This is a genomic window from Kribbella sindirgiensis, from assembly GCF_004331435.1.
Taxonomy (GTDB): domain Bacteria; phylum Actinomycetota; class Actinomycetes; order Propionibacteriales; family Kribbellaceae; genus Kribbella; species Kribbella sindirgiensis.
This window is the reverse complement of record NZ_SJKA01000002.1, coordinates 82,313-99,001: the sequence shown is the minus strand read 5'-3', so window position 1 is coordinate 99,001 and position 16,689 is coordinate 82,313. Positions and strand designations below refer to the sequence as shown.

The window sequence follows — 16,689 nt, the reverse complement described above, 5'->3', positions numbered from 1 at the left end:
GGTTGGGTCAGTTGGTGGTGAGGGTGTTGCGGGCTTGCTGCCAGGACCTGAGTTTGTCCGCGAAGGTCGTTTCCCACTGGAAGTCGGAGACCCCTTGGGTGAAGCGGGACAGGGCGATCGGGGCCAGGGTGGTGGCGGATTCCGGGGCGGCTTCGACTACCAGGGCCAGGCGGATGGTGAAGGTCGCCAGGCGGGTCAGGCGGGAGTGGTCGGGGGTTGTCTCGAGATCCTTCAGCTGACCGCGGAGCAGTTTGATCGTGCGTAGCGCCATACGGTGCTCGCCTCGACCTGACGGCTGGTCGAGCTCGTCAGCTGGGATGCCCAACAGTTCCGCGACCTCGGCGGACGGTTCGGCGGCAGGCGTTGCCTTGCCGAAGAGACGGGGTTTGTCGGACTGGAGGCGGGCGGCGATCTCGTCCAGGAGCGCGTCGAGGCAGTGGACGAGCTCGGGTACGGCCTTGTCGGCGGTCCGGCGGCGGTTCGAGTCGAGCGCGGCGACGCGTGCGTGCTCCGCCTCGATCGCCGCGCGCAGCGATTCCGGCCAGTCGTCGAAACCGGTCAGCTCCTCCTGACGGGGCGCCGTCGCGTTGAGCGCACTCGCGTCGAGCGGCTTGGCGCCGGAGCGAGCAGCGTCGATCTCCTCGCCGATCTTCTTCTGAGGTCCAGGCACGATTGAGCTCACGCACCCACACTACGCATTTCGTGGGTAGGCGTCCGAGATGCTGGGTTTACGGCCGTGATCCGGTGCGCAAACCCAGCATCTCGGACGTCTACCCACCAAAGGTCATCCGTCCACCCGCCGCAGGTTCCAGACGGACGGGACGACGAGCGCGATGAGCGTGATCAGGACGAAGAGCGCGGCGCCGTACAGTTCGACGGCTTTCGCGCTGATCGCGACGGCGACGTACCCGACCGTGAGTTGGCCGATCGGCCCGGCGATGAAGGAGCCGAGCATGTCGTACGACGCCACGCGCGACAGCTTGTCGATGGGTACGTGCTGGCCGAGTGCGGTCTCCCAGCCGATCCCGAAGACGTCGAAGCCGATCCCGAGGACGAACGCCGCGATCGCCATCGCCCAGAGCTGGGGCAGCAGCGCGAGGCACAGCATCACCGGGACCGTGAGGAGCATGCCGAGCATCCCGGTACGGATCGGGTGGCGCGGTTTGAGGCGGAGCATGACGATGCCGCCGGCGATGAGTCCGGCGCCGAAGCAGGCGCTGACCACACCCCAGCCGGCCCGGCCGAAGGTGCGGTCCGCGATCACCGGGCCGAGGACCTGGTAGCAGGCCGTGAAGATCAGGTTGAGCAGCGCGAACGCGAGCACGATCACCCAGACCCACTGCCGGGACGCGAACTCCTTCCAGCCCTCCCGCAGATCGGTCAGCACCGAGCTCGCCGCGCGCTCGATCCGCGGGATCGTCAGGCGGGACAGCAACAGCGCACCGATCAGGAACGTCACGCCGTCGACCGCGAGTCCGACGCCGGGACCGGTCAGCCCGACGATCACGCCCGCGACCGCGCCGCCGCCGATCATCGCCGCCGAGCGCGCGAACCCGGCGATCGCGTTGGCCTGGGGGAGTTCGGCGCGGTCCACGATCGACGGCAGGATCCCGGTCATCGCGGGCATCACGAACGCGGCCGCCACCCCGTTGACCGCTTCGATCGCCGCGAGCTGCCAGATCGTCGCGTGCCCGGTGAGGACGAGTGTCGCGGCCAGTCCCTGGGTGAGTCCGCTGATCGTGTTCGCCGCGACCAGCACCAGGTGCCGCGGCAGCCGGTCGGCGATCACGCCGCCGATCAGCAGGAACACGATGTTCGGGATGCTCCGCGCCGCCAGCACGGTCCCGACCGCACTGGCCGAATGTGACACGTCCAGTACGGCGAACACCAACGCCACCGGTGCGATCGCGGACCCGAGAATCGAGATGAACCGCGCGGACACGAAGACCCGGACGTCGCGATGCCGCAGTACGGCGAGGTCCTGCCGCCAAGTCACCGCATCCCCCTCACCGCCCGACGAACCAGCAGATCCTACGGTCTCCCGTGGGTCTCCCGCGGGGGAATATCCGGCTTGTCTGCCAACCGCATACTCAACTCGACCTCCCACGTCGTCTTCCGCAGCTTGGTGCGGCGTTCGGTGGGCGGGCGGAGTGTTTTCTGTGTGTGGGGGATCGGCGTACGGTCGGTAGTTGTGAGGGGGCGTCTGAGGGGATTTTGGGCGGCACGGGGAAGCGTGACGTTGGCGTTGCTCGTTGCCGGGTTGGCTGCGGCGGCTGTCGCGGTGGGGCGGTGGGAGCGCGAGTTCGGGTACCAGAGCCCGGAGGCGGTCCTGGTGCTCGAGACCGTCAACGGCTGTGTCGCGCTCCTGCTCGCGTACCTCGTCTACGGGCGTTTCCGGCGTACCAACACCTGGCAGGACCTTCTCCTGTTACAGGGACTGGCGGTTCTCGGTACGGCGAACGCGGTGCTGAGCGTGACGCTCGCGAAGAACGAGCCGGTGGGCGAGTTCGGCAACTGGCTGCCGCCGGCGCTGCGGATCGTCGGGACGCTGCTGATCGCCGCCTCGGCCCTCGTCCCGGACCGCCAGGCACGCCGGCGCGGCTGGCGGCACTGGGCACTGGCGCCGGTCGTCGCGGTGGTGTTCGTGATCAGCGCGGTCATGTACTGGCGGAAGGATTCGCTGCCGGAGTTCTCCACCACGAACGCGCCCCTGCTGCCGCAGCTCGTGACGCTTACCTGCTTCGCTGTGGCCGCGGTCGGTTTCACGCTGCAGGCCCGCAGCCGGGACGACGTACTGCTGCGCTGGCTCGGCCCCGCCTGCGCGGTGGGTGCGTTCGCGCGGCTGAACTACCTGGTGTTTCCTCCGGCGCGCGAGGACTGGCTGTACTCCGGCAGCGTGCTGCGCACCGGGTCGTACCTGCTGCTGCTCGTCGCAGCGGGCCGTGAGATCAGCCGGCACTGGGCGCTGCTGGCGGAGGCAGCGGTGGCCGAGGACCGGCGACGGCTCGCCCGCGAGATGCACGACGGCGTACTGCAGGAGCTGGGCTACATCCGCTCCGAGCTCTCGGCCTTCGACGATCGTCCGCGCGTCGACCGGATCCTGGGTGCCAGCGACCGTGCCCTCGACGAGGCGCGGCAGATGCTGGAGGCCCTCGGCCGGTCGGACGACGAACCCCTCGGTCTCGTGCTGCACCGGGCGGTCGAGGAGTTGGCCCAGCGGTACGGCGTGACGCTGGATCTCGAACTCGACGAGTCGATCGTGGTCGACCGCGCGCAGCGCCACTCCCTGGTCCGAATCGCCCGGGAAGGCGTCCTGAACGCGGTCCGGCATGGCAAGGTGGATCGGGTCAGGGTCGAGTTGGGTCGTGACGGCGAGGACAGCAGGCTGCGGATCTCCGACGACGGGGCCGGGTTCGACCCGGGGGGATCGCGGACAGGCTTCGGGTTGATCAGTATGCGGGAGCGTGCGGAGGCGCTGCCCGGGACCTTCGACCTGGCCTCGCGACCGGACGAGGGGACGACGGTGGTGGTCAGGTGGTGAACGCGGAACCGAGCCGGGTGGTGATCGCCGACGACCACCCGCAGCTTCGAGCGCATATCCGGCAGGCGCTGGAGGCGGGTGGGTTCGAGGTCTGCGCCGAGGCGGCCAACGGGCCGCAGGCCGTCCGGTTCGCCGAGGAGCACCGGCCGGACGTCGTACTGCTCGACATCCACATGCCCGGCGGCGGGATCCGGGCGGCCGCGGAGGTCGCCCGGCTGCTGCCGGAGATCGCGATCGTGATGCTCACCGTGTCCCGCGACGACAACGACCTGTTCGACTCGCTCCGCGCGGGGGCGTCCGGCTACCTGCTGAAGGACACCGATCCGGGCCGGTTGCCGGCGGCGTTGCGCGGCGTGCTGTCGGGGGAGGCGGCGATCCCGCGATCGCTGGTCGCGCGCATCCTCGACGAGTTCCGGGAACCGGGGCGCCGGCGCACGGTCCGGAGGACGAAGGCGGCGCTGCTGACGTCCCGCGAGTGGGAGGTGATGGGGCTGCTCGGTGAAGGTCTCACGACCGAGGAGGTCGCCCAGCGTCTGTTCCTCTCGCCGACGACGGTCCGCGTGCACATCTCGTCCGTCCTGCGCAAACTCCGGGTCAAGGACCGCCAGGCCGCGATCGACCTGCTGAAGGACGAGCGCTGAGGAATCTGCGAGGTGCCGACCGTGCGGGCGATCCCCCCTCTTCACCGCCCCCACGATCGGTACCCTCCCGATCGACCGTGTGCACCCCTCCGCGCACACGCTCTGCGATCACCCTAAGTAGCGAACGGCCGGAGAACCACCCCCGAGCGCCAACTTGAGCGTTCAAACAGCTAAACGCCGCCGGCGTGCGGCCGCGGGGCCGACGGTTGTCCGTCGTTGTCACTGGGGGTGACCGGGGGAATGCCGGTACCTTGGGGTATTGGTCCTTCGAACTTGCAGGAGGCTCCGTGAAGATCAATGACGTACTGCGCGGTAAGGGCAACCAGGTCGTCACCATCTCCCCAGAAGCCACTGTCACCGAACTGCTCACGCTGCTGGCCGAACGCAACATCGGTGCGGTCGTGGTCAGCGCGGACGGAGCGTCGGTGGACGGCATCGTCTCCGAGCGCGACATCGTCCGGCTCTGGAACGGTACGCCGGACGCGGGCCAGGTCCGGGTCAGCGCGATCATGACCTCGGAGGTGCACACCTGCACCCCGGACGACCTGATCGACAACCTCATGCGGCTGATGACCGACCGCCGGATCCGGCACGTCCCGGTCGTTGTCGACGGCAACCTTGCCGGCCTGGTCAGCATCGGTGACGTGGTCAAGTCCCGGATCGGCGAACTCGAGTTCGAAACCCAGCAGCTCTCCAACTACATCAGCAGCTGACCGGGTGGGTCCTCTGCCCCGGCCGTTCCCGGGGCAGAGGACTTAGGTCCTGTCTGGTGATCCATCGCCTACTGCGGGGCACTCGGCACGGCACCTCGCCGCACGGGTGCAAAGGCCACGATGCTCCGCATCGAGACCTTCGCCCCCGCACGCCGAGCTACCGCACCGAGCACCTCCTCGCTACGGCGCTGGACCACCAGACAGGACCTGGAGCTCAGCTGACCTCGATCAGGTCGCCGAGGTCGAGGGACGTGAGCTGAGGACGGACGTCCTTGGCTTCCCCGACCACGACCACGAGCAGCCCGTCGGTGCCGACGTACTTGCGGTAGGCCTCGGTCGCCTCGGCGGCCGTGGTGGCGGCGATGGTGGTCAGGTACGTGTCGGCGAAGTCGATCGGTACGCCGTTCGCGATGTTGCTGCCGACCTGCTGGGCCACGGAGTCGGCCTGCTCGTAGCGCAGCGGCGCGGTGCGGATCAGGCTGTCCTTCGCCTCCTGCACCTCCTGCTCGGTGAGCCCGTCGCGGGCCTCCCGCAGGATCCGGAGCGCGTCCCCGATCGCGGCGCCGGTGACCTCGGTCCGTACGGCGCCGCCGAGGCTGAAGGTCCCGCCCTTGCGGGGAGCCGCGAAGCTGGTCCGCGTCCCGTACGTGTACCCCTTCTCCTCGCGCAGCACGGTGTCGACCCGGGAGGTGATCGTTCCGCCGACGACGTGGTTCGCGACCGCGGCCGCACCCCACGACGGGTCCCGCCGGTCCGGACCGGCGCACCCGATCAGCAGCTGGCTCTGCACCGAGCCCGGCCGATCGACCAGCACGACCCGGTTGCCCAGCAGGTAGATCGGCTCCGGCGTCTCCAGCGCCGTACCGGCGGACGACGTCCAGCCACTGAACGCCGCGTCGATGATGCCGGCGACATCGACGCCGGTCGCGTCACCGGCGAAGAGGATCTCGGCCCGCTCGGGGCCGATGTTGTTCCGGTAGAACTCGGCGACCTCGGTATGGGTCAGCGGACGGATCGTGTCCGGCCGGCCCGCGGTCGGCCGCGACCGCCGCGTCGACGGGTCGAACAGGTGCGCCGAGAACGCTTCCCGCGCCCGGTACCCGGCGTTGGCCCGCTCCTGGTTGATCTCGCCGAGCCGGATCGTCACGTGCCGCCCGACGTCGGCCTGGTTGAACGCGGGCCGGGTGATCGCCTCTGCCAGCAGCTTGACCGCCGGCGCGAGGTGCGACACCGGCACCGAGATCTCCACGTGCAGAGCGTCCGAGCTGACATCCACGCCGTACGCCGCTCCGTGCCGTTCCAGTGCGGCGGCGAACTCGTTGGCCGAATGCAGTTCGGTGCCCTCGTCGAGGGTCCGCGACATGATCGTGGCGACGCCTTCGAGCTCCCGCGGTTCGGCGATCAGCGGCATCGCGATCGTGACCCGGACGGTGGCGACGTACTGTCCCGGACGGTCGAAAACATGCACCGGTGCACCCACGCTGGTCCGCGTAGTCACCGCCTCCGGGAATTTCCACGGACGCGGCGCGCCGACAGCCGGCGGGGTCGTCAGAACCTGGTTCATTCCTGCTCCTCCGACTCGGTACGGCGGTACGTGACCTGCACACGCCCCTCGGCGCGGATCCATTTCCGCGCGGCCGCCTGGACCTGTTCGACGGTCACCGCCTGCACCTGGTCGATGCGCGTGTTGATCCGGTTCGCATCGCCGAACAGCAACGCGTGGTGCGAGATCTCGTCGGCACGACCCGCACAGGTCGCCAGCTGCTCGAGCCAGTCCCGCTCGGCCTGCGCCTGCACCGTGGCCAGCTCGTCTGCGGTGACACCGTCCGCGGCCAGCTTCTCGATCTCCTCGAGCAGCGCGTCCTCGACCTTCTGCAGGTCGATCCCGTCCGACGCGATCCCGGTCAGCGTCCCGAACGACACTCCGCCGATCAGTGGCAGCGCGCCACCGGACACCGACTGCGCGATCTGCTCGTCGCGGACCAGCCGCCGGTTCAACCGGCCGCTCTGCCCCGCGGCGAGGACGTCGAGCGCGAGCCCGGCCGCGTCGAGCTCCGGCGTCCCGTCGACCGGCAGCCGGAACATCATCGTGATCAGGTCGGACGGTACGTCGGACTCCACGTCGTCACGCCGTACGTCGGTCATCGGGCCGATCGTCCCGTCCGGCGCCGGCGGCGGCGTGGGAATCGCGGGCAGGTGGCCGAAGTACCGCTTGGCGGCGTCGAACGCGTCCTCCTCCGACACGTCGCCGACGATCGTCAGGACGGCGTTGTTCGGCCCGTAGTACTTCCGGAAGAAGGCGTGGACGTCCTCCACGGAGGCGGCGTCCAGGTCGGCCATCGAGCCGATCGTCATATGCGCGTACGGGTGGCCCTCGGGGAACGCGAGCCGGACGAGCCGCTCGTAGGAGTCGCCGTACGGACGGTTGTCGTACGACTGCCGCTTCTCCTCCTTGACCACGTCACGCTGGTTGACCAGGTTCTCCTGGTTGACCGCGTCGAGCAGGTAGCCCATCCGATCCGCCTCGAGCCAGAGCGCGAGGTCGAGACCGCCGCTGGGCAGCGACTCGAAGTAGTTGGTGCGATCGAAGAAGGTGCTCGCGTTCAGGCTGGCGCCGGCGGTCTCCAGCAGACTGAAGTGCTGACCGGACGCGACGTTGCGCGACCCCTGGAACATCAGGTGCTCGAAGAGGTGCGCGAACCCGGTCAGGCCCGGTGGTTCGTGGCGCGACCCGACGTCGTACCAGAGGTTGACGGCGACGATCGGGACGGCGCGATCCGAGCTCACGACGACCCGGAGGCCGTTGTCGAGCGTCTGCTCCGCGATGGGGTACGTCAAGGGCATACCGGCCACCATACGTGGTCGCGAAACCCGGCTACTCGAGACGTTTGAGGACTTCGTCGTGCAGGCGGCCGTTGGTGGCGACGGCGTTCGGGCCGTTGGGGCCGGGGGCGCCTTCGACGGAGGTGAACGTGCCGCCCGCCTCGTCGACGATGATCGCCAGCGCGGCCATGTCGTACAGGTTGAGCTCGGGCTCGGCGGCGATGTCGACCGCGCCCTCCGCGACCAGCATGTACGACCAGAAGTCGCCGTACGCACGGGTCCGCCAGACCGAGTCCATCAGATCCGCCCACTGGTTCTTCTTGCCGATCTTCTCCCAGCCCTTGAGCGAGGCGTACGACAGCGACGCGTCCTCGATCTTGCTCACGTCGCTGACCCGGCACGGCTGCGAGGAGTGCAGCGCGCGGCCGGTCCAGGCGCCGTCGCCGTACGACGCCCACCAGCGCTTCCCGAGGGCGGGGGCGGAGACCACGCCGACGACGACCTGGTCCTCGATCATCAGGCTGATCAGCGTGGCCCAGACCGGGACGCCGCGGATGTAGTTCTTGGTGCCGTCGATCGGGTCGACCACCCAGCGCCGGACGCCCCAGCCGGTGGTGCCGTCCTCCTCGCCCACGAACGCGTCCCGGGGACGGGCCCGGGCGAGCGTCTTGCGCATCACGTCCTCGACCTTCTTGTCCGACTCGCTCACCGGGGTGAGGTCGGGCTTCGTGGCCACGTGCAGGTCGAGCGCCTTGTAGCGGTCCATCGTGGTCGAGTCCGCGTCATCGGCCAGGATGTGGGCGAGCCGCAGGTCATCCGTGTGCGAAGGCATGCCGGAAGGCTAGCCTGAACCGCTCCTGAGCGGACCGGGTGTCCGGGATCAGTTGCAGATCGATTGCGGTCCGGATTGAACCAAAGGCAGTCGTTGAACGTGCCATTAGTGTCTGATCACGTCACACGACTGCCATGGAGGCTGTCCATGTTCGAGCGCTTCGGGGACCTGCCGCTGCACGTGCTGGTGATCCATCTGACCGTGGTGCTGCTGCCCGTGGCGGCGCTGACCTTGATCGCCTTCGCCGTGGTGCCGCGGTGGCGGCGGCTGCTGCGCTGGCCGGCGCTGATCCTCGGCGTCGGGACACTCGTCTGCGCGTACGTCGCGAAGGAGAGCGGCGAGGCTTTCGTGGCCGCCGTACCGACGCTGGCGAAGGCCGTCGAGCTGCACGCGAAGCGCGGCGACCTGCTGTTCTGGTACTGCCTGATCTTCGCGGTCGTTGCCGTCGCCGCCTTCCTGCTGCTGGCCGGCATCAAGGGTGACAAGGCAACGAAGAGCCGGCCGCTCGAGTTGCTGACCCAGGCCGCCGTCGTCGTGATCGGCGTACTGGTCATCTGGCAGACCATCCGCACCGGCGACGCGGGCGCGAAGGCGGTCTGGGACGGCCAGCTGCCGGCTAAGTAGGTTCCTCGGTCTCGCGCAGCTCCCGGCCTTCGCGGGAGGCCAGTAGCCGGCGGAAGGAGTCGACGCGGGCGGCGTCGGCGCGGCCGGCGGCCACCGCCTCGTCCAGCGCGCAGTCCGGGGCGTCGGCGGTGTGGGTGCAGCCCCGGGGACAGGTTTCGGCGATCTCGGCGAGATCCGGGAAGGCGTGGATCAGCTGTTCCGGATCGACGTGGGCCAGGCCGAAGGAGCGGATACCGGGGGTGTCGATGATCCAGCCGCCCTCGGGCAGGCGCAGGACCAGGGTGTTCGTCGACGTATGGCGACCGCGGCCGGTCACCTCGTTGACGACGCCGATCGCCCGGTCCGCGCCCGGGATCAGGCCGTTGACCAGCGTGGACTTGCCGACACCCGAGTGGCCGACCAGAACGCTCGTCCGGTCGTCGAGCTGCTCACGGAGCTTGCTCAGGTCGCCGTTCTGGTGGGTTGCCACCGATTCGACGCCGAGCGGGCGGTAGATCGAGAGCAGCGGGTCCGGGTCGGCAAGGTCGGTCTTCGTCAGGCAGAGCAGCGGCCGCATCCCGGCGTCGTACGCCGCGACCAGGAAGCGGTCGATCAACCCGGTACGGGGCTCCGGGTTCGCGACCGCGACGACGATGACGAGCTGGTCCGCGTTCGCGACCAGGGGCCGCTCGACCGGGTCGTCGTCATCGGCCGAGCGGCGGAGCAGCGTCGTCCGGGGGAGAACCTCGACGATGCGGGCCAGCGAGCCCTCGTCGCCGCTCGCGTTGCCGTCGAGCTTCACCCGGTCGCCGACGATCACGCCGGTGCGGCCGAGCTGCCGGGCCTTCATCGCGGTCACCTCGCGGCCGCCGTCCGTGTCGTCGACCCAGCAGGCGTAGCGCCCGCGGTCGCGGGTGAACACGAACCCGATCGCGGCGCTGTCGTACGAGGGGCGGTCCTTGGTCCGTGGCCGGGTCCGGCGCTTCGGACGGTCGTACTTGGCCTCCTCGTCGTACCGCGACATCAGCCGGCGAGCCCAGACCACATCTCGGGGAACGCGGGCAAGGTCTTCGCCGTGGTGCCGATGTTCTCGATCCGCAGGTCGTCGACGAGCAGGCCGAGGACGGCGGCGGCGTGCGCCATCCGGTGGTCGTTGTAGGTGTGGAAGAGCCCGCCCTGCAAGGACTTCGGCCGGATCGCCAGTCCGTCGTCGAGCTGCGTGACGTCCCCGCCGAGCGCGTTGAACTCGGTCTCGAGCGCCGCCAGCCGGTCGGTCTCGTGGTTGCGCAGGTGCGCGATCCCGCGCAGGTACGACGGTCCGTCGGCGAACGCTGCCACCGCGGCGATCACCGGCGTCAGCTCGCCGACCTCGCTCAGGTCGAGGTCGCAGCCCTGCACCCGTCCGGAGCCGCGAACGGTCAGACCGTCGGTGCCGAGCGTCACGTCGGCGCCGAAGCGCGTGAAGATCTCCGGCAGCTGGCCACCGGGTTGCGTGGTCTCCGCGGGCCATCCGGTGACGGTGACGGAGCCGCCGGTGATGACGGCCGCGGCCAGGAACGGCGCCGCGTTCGACAGGTCGGGCTCGATCGCGGTGTCCAGCGCCCGAATGGGGCCAGGAGCAACGACCCAGCGGTTCGGTTCCGCGTCGTCGACCGTGACGCCGCGTTCCCGCAGCATCGCCACCGACATGTCCAGGTGCGGCTGCGACGGCACCGGCTTCCCGTCGTGCCGGATGTCGACGCCCTCGTCGTACCGCGCGCCGGCCAGCAGTAGCGCGGACACGAACTGGCTCGACCCGGACGCGTCCAGCGTCACCTTGCCGCCGCGCACCGAGCCCGTGCCGGACACGGAGTACGGCATCCGGCCGGTCCCGCCGTCGTCGATCTGTACGCCGAGGGTTCGCAGAGCGCCCAGGATGACGCCCATCGGCCGCTCCCGCGCGTACTCGTCGCCGTCGAACGCGACCACGCCGTCGGCCAGCGCGGCCACCGGTGGGACGAACCGCATCACGGTGCCGGCCAGACCGCAGTCGACGTTCGCCGGTCCCTTGAGCGAGCCCGGGGTGACGGTGACCGTCGTACCGCTGTCGGTGATTCCTACGCCCAGCGAGACGAGGGCGGATCGCATCAACGAGGTGTCGCGGGCCTCGAGCAGGCCGGTCAGGTGCGACGGGCCGTCCGAGATCGCGGCGAGGATGAGCGCACGGTTGCTGATCGACTTCGATCCGGGCACCGTGACGGTACCGTTCACCGCTCCATCGACCCGCGGCGCCGGCCAGCCCTGCTCGCTCATCCCACTCCTCAGCTCAGTCTCTACCTGCTCTGAGCCTAGGGCATGGGCGCGCTCCAGCCGCCCGGGGACGGCGTCAGCCGAGGTGCAGCTCCGCCTTCGCGAGTTTCGCCGCGTGCTTCGCCTCGCGGGCCAGTTCCTTCGCCTCGCGCTTGGCGGCCTTCGCGCCGCGCTTGGTCTCGCGCTTTGCCGCCTTGGCGCCGTGCGTGGCGCGCCAGGCGACCCCGGGTTTGCCCTCGGTGTCGACAGCGGCCAGCAGCAGACCGCCGAGGATGCCCAGGTTCTTCATGAAGTTGATGCGTTGCTGGTTGCGGACGGTCTTGTCCTTCTCCAGCCAGAACGGGTGGCCGGCGAGGGTCGTCGGAACCAGCGACGCGGCCAGCAGCCCCGCACCGAGCCTGCGGCCCTTGCCGCTGGCCAGCGCGAGGCCGCCGAGCACGTGCACCGCACCGTTCAGCCGGACCAGGTTGGCGGTCGTGTCGGGAATCCGGTCGCTCACCTGCGGCGGGGCGACCTTCTTCACCATCGGCACCATCCGGTCGGTCACCGGCTGCGCCTTGGGAACCAGCGGCTCGGGGTTGCGGATCGCGTTCGCACCCTGCACGACGAAAATGACGGACAGCAACGGCCTGGCCAGTGCGCGCACGACAGTCATACCTCCTTGATACACCACGTTCCGTAGATCACCCGGTACCCACGACTTAGATGGCGCATCCGTCCGGCCCGCAAGTCGGGTCGTCCTGGTCGGTCGCGCCGGGTGCGGTGATGAGCGTCACCGGCTTGCGGTCGGCGTTCGCCCGGCGCAGTGCTTCCTTGAAGACGTCGACGGGCTGGGCGCCGCTCACGCCGTACTTCTCGTCGATGACGAAGAACGGTACGCCGTTGGCGCCGTACGCCAGGGCCTGCGCCTGGTCCGCGGCGACGTCGTCGGTGTACGTCGTCCCCGCGAGAACCTCAAGCACCCGCTCGGCAGGGAGGCCGACCTCGGTGGCCAGTTCGGTCAGCGTGGCGTGGTCACCGACCGGGAGGCCGTCGGTGAAGTAGGCCTTGAGGAGACGCTCCTTGAGCCGGCCCTGCGTGTCCGCGGGCACCTCACCGGCGTCCCCGAGGTCGCGGGCCAGGTGGAGGAGACGGTGCGCGTCGACGGTGTTCACCGACTTCGCCTGGTCCAGGTGGTACTCGAGCCCGACCTCGGCCGCCACCTCGGTGACGTGGGCGTTCGCCTGTACGCCCCACTCGCGGCCGCGACCGTACTTCTCGCCCAGCCGGGTCGGCAGGTCCCGCGGGTCGTCGTTCGTCGACGACGGGTCCAGCTGGAAGCTGTGCCAGACGATCTCGGCGCTCTCACCACTGTCCGCGAGAGCCTCTTCGAGCCGCCGCTTCCCGATGTAGCACCAGGGGCAGACGACGTCGGACCACACATCAATGCGCATAACTGTCGGCAACTGTCCGTTCTGTGGACCTATTCCCAACCAGCCGGCGGTGTGACGCGTCTGACGAGCCGTGGATCGGAAAATGGACGACGAACTCGTGCGGACCCTACTGAAAGAGCACCACCCCAACCTCGCGGATCTGGAGCTGAAGGAGGTCATCGGCGGCTGGGGCAACCAGATGTGGCGCCTGGGCGACGACCTGGCCGTCAGACTGCCCCGCGATCACGGATCACCCGAGATGCTCCGCAAAGAACACCAGTGGCTGCCTGAGCTCGCACACCAGCTCCCGTTGCCGGTGCCGACTCCAGTGCACCTCGTCGCCCCGTCCGACAGCTTTCCGCGGAACTGGCTGATCACCACCTGGGTGCACGGAGAGCCAGCGGACCATGCGCCGATCACGGATCCGGCCGCTGCCGACGTACTCGCGGACTTCCTGAAGGCGCTGCACACCGAGCCGCCGGCCGGCGCGCCGGTCAGCGAACGGAGCACGCTCGCGCCGAGCCCCGGTTTCGACGAGGTGCAGGCGTACGTCGGCCGCGCCGACGAGATCCGTGCGGTCTGGGAGGACGCGCTCGCGGCACCCAAGTGGGACGGGGCGCCGGTGTGGCTGCACGGCGACCTGCACTCGGCGAACGTGGTCGTTGCCGACGGCACGCTCGCCGGCGTCGTCGACTTCGAGGAGATCGGCTCCGGCGACCCGGCGAACGACCTCGCGGCCGCCTGGATCCTGCTCCCGGAGCCTGAGCGCTTCCTCGACGCCTACGGAGCGGACGAGGCGACCGTACGCCGGGCGCGCGGCTGGGCCGTGACGCGTGCGCTGTTCCTGATCGCGATGGGCATCAACGGCGAGAAGGGCATTCCGGGCGGGAAGACCCACTGGGGCCCGATCGGGCGGGAGGCCCTCGACCGAATCCTCTGATTCGGCGTCAGCGGCCGTGTCAGGGCCGCGGCGGTTCCGTGTCAGTGCCGGCCTGGATCTTGGTGTCATCAACCGAACGAACACACCAGGAAGGCACCACGATGCCGAACTTCACCACCCCCGAGCCGATCTCCGCAGTGCTGGACATCCCCGCCGGAAGCATCCAGCTGACCGCCGGCGACGGCGCCGACACCATCGTCGAGGTGCTGCCGGCGAACGCCGCGAAGAGCCGCGACGTGAAGGCGGCCGAGGCGACCACGGTCGAGTACGCTGACGGCGTCCTGCGGATCACGGTCGTCGCCAAGAACCAGTACTTCGGGCCGTCCGGCGCCGTCGCGGTGACGGTGCAGCTGCCGGCCGGGTCCCAGGCCGAGGTCAAGGCGGCCAGCGCCGAGATCCGGGCCGCCGGACGCCTCGGTGACGTCACTGTCGACAGCGCGCAGGGTGCGATCGACCTCGAGGACGTCGCGAGCGCCCGGATCACCTCGTCCGCCAGTGACGTCTCGGTCGGCCGCCTGAACGGCACCGCGGAGATCCGCACCAGCAAGGGCGACATCCGGATCGCCGAGGCGGTCCGCGGCGACTTCGTCCTGCGCACCGATGTCGGCGACGTGGAGATCGGCGCGGCCGCCGGGTCCTCGGCGACGCTGAACGCGGGCACCGCCACCGGCCGGATCGACAACGCGCTCAAGAACACCGAGGGCGCCGCCGCGGAGCTCACCATCCACGCCACCACCTCGGTCGGCGACATCGTCGCCCGTGGTCTCTGACCTGCGATCCGTACCAAGACAAGGAGCACCACCATGTCAACGACTCCCTCCGGCTTCACCGAGGCCGGGTTGCGCCGACTGCACGACGTACTGGCTCGGCACGTCGACTCCGGGAAGATCCCCGGCGTCGTCGCGCTGGTCAGCCGCGGCGACGGTGAGCCGTACGTCGAGACGCTCGGCACGATGCGCCACGAGGGCGGCGCGCCGATGCAGCGGGACACGATCTTCCGGATGGCCTCGACGTCGAAGCCGGTCTCGGTCGCGGCGGCGATGGTGCTGCTCGACGACTGCCGGCTGCGGCTCGACGACACCGTCGACCAGTGGCTGCCCGAGCTCGCCGACCGGCAGGTGCTGAAGCGGATCGACAGCGCGGTGGACGACACCGTGCCGGCCAAGCGGCCGATCACCGTCCGGGACGTCCTGACGTCGACGTTCGGGCTCGGCATGGACATGACGATGATCGGTACGCCGATCATGGGCGCGCTGTTCGAGCAGGGCATCACGCCCAACGGGCCGGTGCCGATGCCCGAGCAGGACGAGTGGATGCGGCGCCTCGGCACCCTGCCGCTGATGTACCAGCCGGGCGAGCGCTGGCAGTACCAGATCAGCAGCGACCTGATCGGCGTCCTGGTATCCCGGATCTCCGGTCAGTCGTACGACGACTTCCTGCGGGAGCGGGTCTTCGGGCCGCTGGGAATGAAGGACACCGGGTTCTCCGTTCCCGCCGACCAGCTGCACCGGCTGCCACCGCTGTACGCGCCGGACCCGGCGACCGGGGAGTTCCAGGTGTGGGACGAGGCCGAGGGCGGCCGGCACAGCGCTCCGCCGGCGTTCCAGGGCGGCGGCGGCGGGCTGAACTCCACCGCCGACGACTACCACGCGTACTTCCGGATGCTGCTGAACCACGGTGTCCACCAGGGTGAGCGGATCCTGTCGCGGCCCGCAGTGGAGCTGATGACCTCCAACAGCCTCACGCCGGAGGTCCTGGCGGCCCGGGAGACGCTGGCCCGGGACAACGTGCACATCTCGTTCGGCCAGGGCCAGCAGGGCGGCTGGGGCTACGGGATGGCCGTGCGCACCTACCGGGGCGACTACGCGCCGGTCGGCCAGTTCGGGTGGGACGGCGGCTCCGGTACGTCGACGTACGCGGACCCCGTCAACCAGGTCGTCGGCATCGTGCTCACCCAGGTCGGTACGACCGTGCCGTCCGCGATCCAGCTCCACAACGACTTCTGGACCACGCTCTACCAGTCTCTCGAGGACTGAGAACGCACATCGGCCGGACCGCTCGCTGCGGTCCGGCCGACGTCGTGTTCAGCGTGTACCGGTCCCGCTGGAGCCGACTGCCTCGACGGCGGTCGCGATGAAGTCGGCGACGGCCTTCGGTTGCGAGACGGCGACCGCGTGCGAGCCGTCGACCTCGATCGTGGTGGCGTTCGCGCGGGCCGCCATCGTGCGCTGGCCGTCCGGGTGGATGGCCTCGTCACCGGTGGCGACCAGGTCGTAGACCGGCAGGCGCTTCCAGCTCGCCGCGCCGGACTTCTCCTCGAACGCGACCGCGGCGATCGGCCGCTGCGTCCGGCCGAGCTGCTCCGCGTCCTCGACGTCCGCCGCGAACAGCGCCTGGAACTTGGACCGGTCGATGCTCAGCCAGGTCTCCTCGGCGCCGTCGCCGGTGGGCAGCTGGTGCGGGACGAGGCCGGACGCGAAGTCGTTGGCCGGGAAGCTCCCGAGCAGGTCCTGCAGGCTCTCGCCCTCCTCCGGGACGAAGGCGGCGACGTAGACGAGTGCGGAGACGTTCTCGGCCTGGTTGGCGGCGGCGCTGATGACGGCACCGCCGTACGAGTGCCCGACCAGGACGACAGGGCCGTCGATCTCCCGGACCTGAGCGGCGACCCGGCTGCCGTCGAGGGCAGGGCCGCGCAGCTCGTTGGCGACTGCGATCGCCGGGATACCGCGGCCGGTGAGCTCGGCGATCACACCGGACCAGCTGCTGTTCTCAGCGAACGCGCCGTGGACCAGGACGACTGTGGGGGTCTCGTTGGACATCTTGCTGTTCCCTTCGTGGTTGCTTGCTAGAAGGAAACCGCTCAGGGCCGCTCCGGCGGATCGAGCGAACACCTGA

17 protein-coding genes are annotated in these 16,689 nt (G+C 69.8%); 7 read left to right on the top strand and 10 right to left on the bottom strand.

The genetic code is table 11. The features are described from left to right. Positions 1 to 7: 7 nt before the first annotated feature. Positions 8 to 682: a hypothetical protein gene (locus tag E0H50_RS04960; RefSeq protein WP_131285269.1), complete on the bottom strand. Its 675-nt coding sequence runs from the start codon at positions 680 to 682 to the stop codon at positions 8 to 10. A 102-nt stretch (positions 683 to 784) separates the two neighbouring features. Continuing rightward, the gene (locus tag E0H50_RS04955; RefSeq protein WP_131285267.1) at positions 785 to 1,996 is read right to left on the bottom strand and encodes an MFS transporter; all 1,212 of its coding nucleotides are present in this window, start codon (positions 1,994 to 1,996) and stop codon (positions 785 to 787) included. Between the two features lie 237 nt (positions 1,997 to 2,233). On the opposite strand from E0H50_RS04955, the gene E0H50_RS04950 reads away from it, so the two are divergent. The 3 genes from E0H50_RS04950 (at position 2,234) to E0H50_RS04940 (ending at position 4,895) form a co-directional block, all read left to right on the top strand. Beyond that, entirely contained in the window at positions 2,234 to 3,541 is a 1,308-nt protein-coding gene (locus E0H50_RS04950; RefSeq protein WP_165546998.1) for a sensor histidine kinase, read from the top strand. Beyond that, positions 3,535 to 4,182, top strand: a complete 648-nt coding sequence (locus tag E0H50_RS04945) for a response regulator (RefSeq protein WP_131285263.1) — start codon at positions 3,535 to 3,537, stop codon at positions 4,180 to 4,182. The genes E0H50_RS04950 and E0H50_RS04945 overlap by 7 nt, the downstream gene beginning before the upstream one ends. 287 nt (positions 4,183 to 4,469) lie before the next feature. After that, positions 4,470 to 4,895: a CBS domain-containing protein gene (locus tag E0H50_RS04940; RefSeq protein ID WP_131285261.1), complete on the top strand. Its 426-nt coding sequence runs from the start codon at positions 4,470 to 4,472 to the stop codon at positions 4,893 to 4,895. 214 nt (positions 4,896 to 5,109) lie between these two features. On the opposite strand, the gene E0H50_RS04935 is transcribed toward E0H50_RS04940, so the two are convergent. From E0H50_RS04935 to hisN, 3 genes are read right to left on the bottom strand one after another with little or no spacing between them, the layout of a single operon-like run. Next, positions 5,110 to 6,459, bottom strand: a complete 1,350-nt coding sequence (locus E0H50_RS04935; protein ID WP_131285259.1) for a M16 family metallopeptidase — start codon at positions 6,457 to 6,459, stop codon at positions 5,110 to 5,112. Further along, on the bottom strand, positions 6,456 to 7,739 hold the full coding sequence (locus E0H50_RS04930) for a M16 family metallopeptidase (RefSeq protein WP_131285257.1): 1,284 nt from the start codon (positions 7,737 to 7,739) through the stop codon (positions 6,456 to 6,458). The genes E0H50_RS04935 and E0H50_RS04930 overlap by 4 nt, the downstream gene beginning before the upstream one ends. 31 nt (positions 7,740 to 7,770) lie before the next feature. Beyond that, positions 7,771 to 8,550 carry a histidinol-phosphatase gene (gene hisN, locus E0H50_RS04925; protein WP_131285254.1) on the bottom strand — a complete coding sequence of 260 codons (780 nt, stop codon included), beginning with the start codon at positions 8,548 to 8,550 and terminating at the stop codon, positions 7,771 to 7,773. A 147-nt stretch (positions 8,551 to 8,697) separates the two neighbouring features. Between hisN and E0H50_RS04920 the strand changes: the two genes are divergently transcribed. After that, positions 8,698 to 9,174, top strand: a complete 477-nt coding sequence (locus tag E0H50_RS04920) for a DUF2231 domain-containing protein (protein ID WP_131285252.1) — start codon at positions 8,698 to 8,700, stop codon at positions 9,172 to 9,174. Here E0H50_RS04920 and rsgA read toward each other — a convergent pair. The 4 genes from rsgA to E0H50_RS04900 form a co-directional block, all read right to left on the bottom strand. After that, the gene (rsgA, locus tag E0H50_RS04915) at positions 9,167 to 10,177 is read right to left on the bottom strand and encodes a ribosome small subunit-dependent GTPase A (protein ID WP_131285250.1); all 1,011 of its coding nucleotides are present in this window, start codon (positions 10,175 to 10,177) and stop codon (positions 9,167 to 9,169) included. The genes E0H50_RS04920 and rsgA overlap by 8 nt on opposite strands. Then, positions 10,177 to 11,445, bottom strand: coding sequence for a 3-phosphoshikimate 1-carboxyvinyltransferase (aroA, locus tag E0H50_RS04910; protein ID WP_131285249.1), 1,269 nt, complete (start codon positions 11,443 to 11,445; stop codon positions 10,177 to 10,179). The genes rsgA and aroA overlap by 1 nt, the downstream gene beginning before the upstream one ends. Before the next feature lie 73 nt (positions 11,446 to 11,518). Continuing rightward, positions 11,519 to 12,097 carry a DoxX family protein gene (locus E0H50_RS04905; protein ID WP_131285247.1) on the bottom strand — a complete coding sequence of 193 codons (579 nt, stop codon included), beginning with the start codon at positions 12,095 to 12,097 and terminating at the stop codon, positions 11,519 to 11,521. A 46-nt stretch (positions 12,098 to 12,143) separates the two neighbouring features. After that, positions 12,144 to 12,875, bottom strand: a complete 732-nt coding sequence (locus E0H50_RS04900) for a DsbA family oxidoreductase (RefSeq protein WP_131285245.1) — start codon at positions 12,873 to 12,875, stop codon at positions 12,144 to 12,146. 82 nt (positions 12,876 to 12,957) lie between these two features. Between E0H50_RS04900 and E0H50_RS04895 the strand changes: the two genes are divergently transcribed. The 3 genes from E0H50_RS04895 (at position 12,958) to E0H50_RS04885 (ending at position 15,830) form a co-directional block, all read left to right on the top strand. After that, positions 12,958 to 13,794, top strand: coding sequence for an aminoglycoside phosphotransferase family protein (locus tag E0H50_RS04895; RefSeq protein WP_131285243.1), 837 nt, complete (start codon positions 12,958 to 12,960; stop codon positions 13,792 to 13,794). A 101-nt stretch (positions 13,795 to 13,895) separates the two neighbouring features. Continuing rightward, the gene (locus E0H50_RS04890) at positions 13,896 to 14,564 is read left to right on the top strand and encodes a DUF4097 family beta strand repeat-containing protein (protein WP_131285241.1); all 669 of its coding nucleotides are present in this window, start codon (positions 13,896 to 13,898) and stop codon (positions 14,562 to 14,564) included. A gap of 33 nt (positions 14,565 to 14,597) precedes the next feature. After that, entirely contained in the window at positions 14,598 to 15,830 is a 1,233-nt protein-coding gene (locus E0H50_RS04885) for a serine hydrolase domain-containing protein (protein ID WP_131285239.1), read from the top strand. Between the two features lie 48 nt (positions 15,831 to 15,878). Here E0H50_RS04885 and E0H50_RS04880 read toward each other — a convergent pair whose 3' ends face one another. Beyond that, entirely contained in the window at positions 15,879 to 16,613 is a 735-nt protein-coding gene (locus E0H50_RS04880; protein WP_131285237.1) for an alpha/beta fold hydrolase, read from the bottom strand. Between the last annotated feature and the right edge of the window lie 76 nt (positions 16,614 to 16,689).

Excerpts from the sequence above, each read along its gene's own strand:
- E0H50_RS04935 (WP_131285259.1), bottom strand. The coding sequence starts at position 6,459 with ATGAACCAGGTTCTGACGACCCCGCCGGCTGTCGGCGCGCCGCGTCCG.
- E0H50_RS04930 (WP_131285257.1), bottom strand. The coding sequence starts at position 7,739 with ATGCCCTTGACGTACCCCATCGCGGAGCAGACGCTCGACAACGGCCTC.
- hisN (WP_131285254.1), bottom strand. The coding sequence starts at position 8,550 with ATGCCTTCGCACACGGATGACCTGCGGCTCGCCCACATCCTGGCCGAT.
- E0H50_RS04920 (WP_131285252.1), top strand. The coding sequence starts at position 8,698 with ATGTTCGAGCGCTTCGGGGACCTGCCGCTGCACGTGCTGGTGATCCAT.
- rsgA (WP_131285250.1), bottom strand. The coding sequence starts at position 10,177 with ATGTCGCGGTACGACGAGGAGGCCAAGTACGACCGTCCGAAGCGCCGG.
- aroA (WP_131285249.1), bottom strand. The coding sequence starts at position 11,445 with ATGAGCGAGCAGGGCTGGCCGGCGCCGCGGGTCGATGGAGCGGTGAAC.
- E0H50_RS04905 (WP_131285247.1), bottom strand. The coding sequence starts at position 12,097 with ATGACTGTCGTGCGCGCACTGGCCAGGCCGTTGCTGTCCGTCATTTTC.
- E0H50_RS04900 (WP_131285245.1), bottom strand. The coding sequence starts at position 12,875 with ATGCGCATTGATGTGTGGTCCGACGTCGTCTGCCCCTGGTGCTACATC.
- E0H50_RS04895 (WP_131285243.1), top strand. The coding sequence starts at position 12,958 with ATGGACGACGAACTCGTGCGGACCCTACTGAAAGAGCACCACCCCAAC.
- E0H50_RS04890 (WP_131285241.1), top strand. The coding sequence starts at position 13,896 with ATGCCGAACTTCACCACCCCCGAGCCGATCTCCGCAGTGCTGGACATC.
- E0H50_RS04885 (WP_131285239.1), top strand. The coding sequence starts at position 14,598 with ATGTCAACGACTCCCTCCGGCTTCACCGAGGCCGGGTTGCGCCGACTG.
- E0H50_RS04880 (WP_131285237.1), bottom strand. The coding sequence starts at position 16,613 with ATGTCCAACGAGACCCCCACAGTCGTCCTGGTCCACGGCGCGTTCGCT.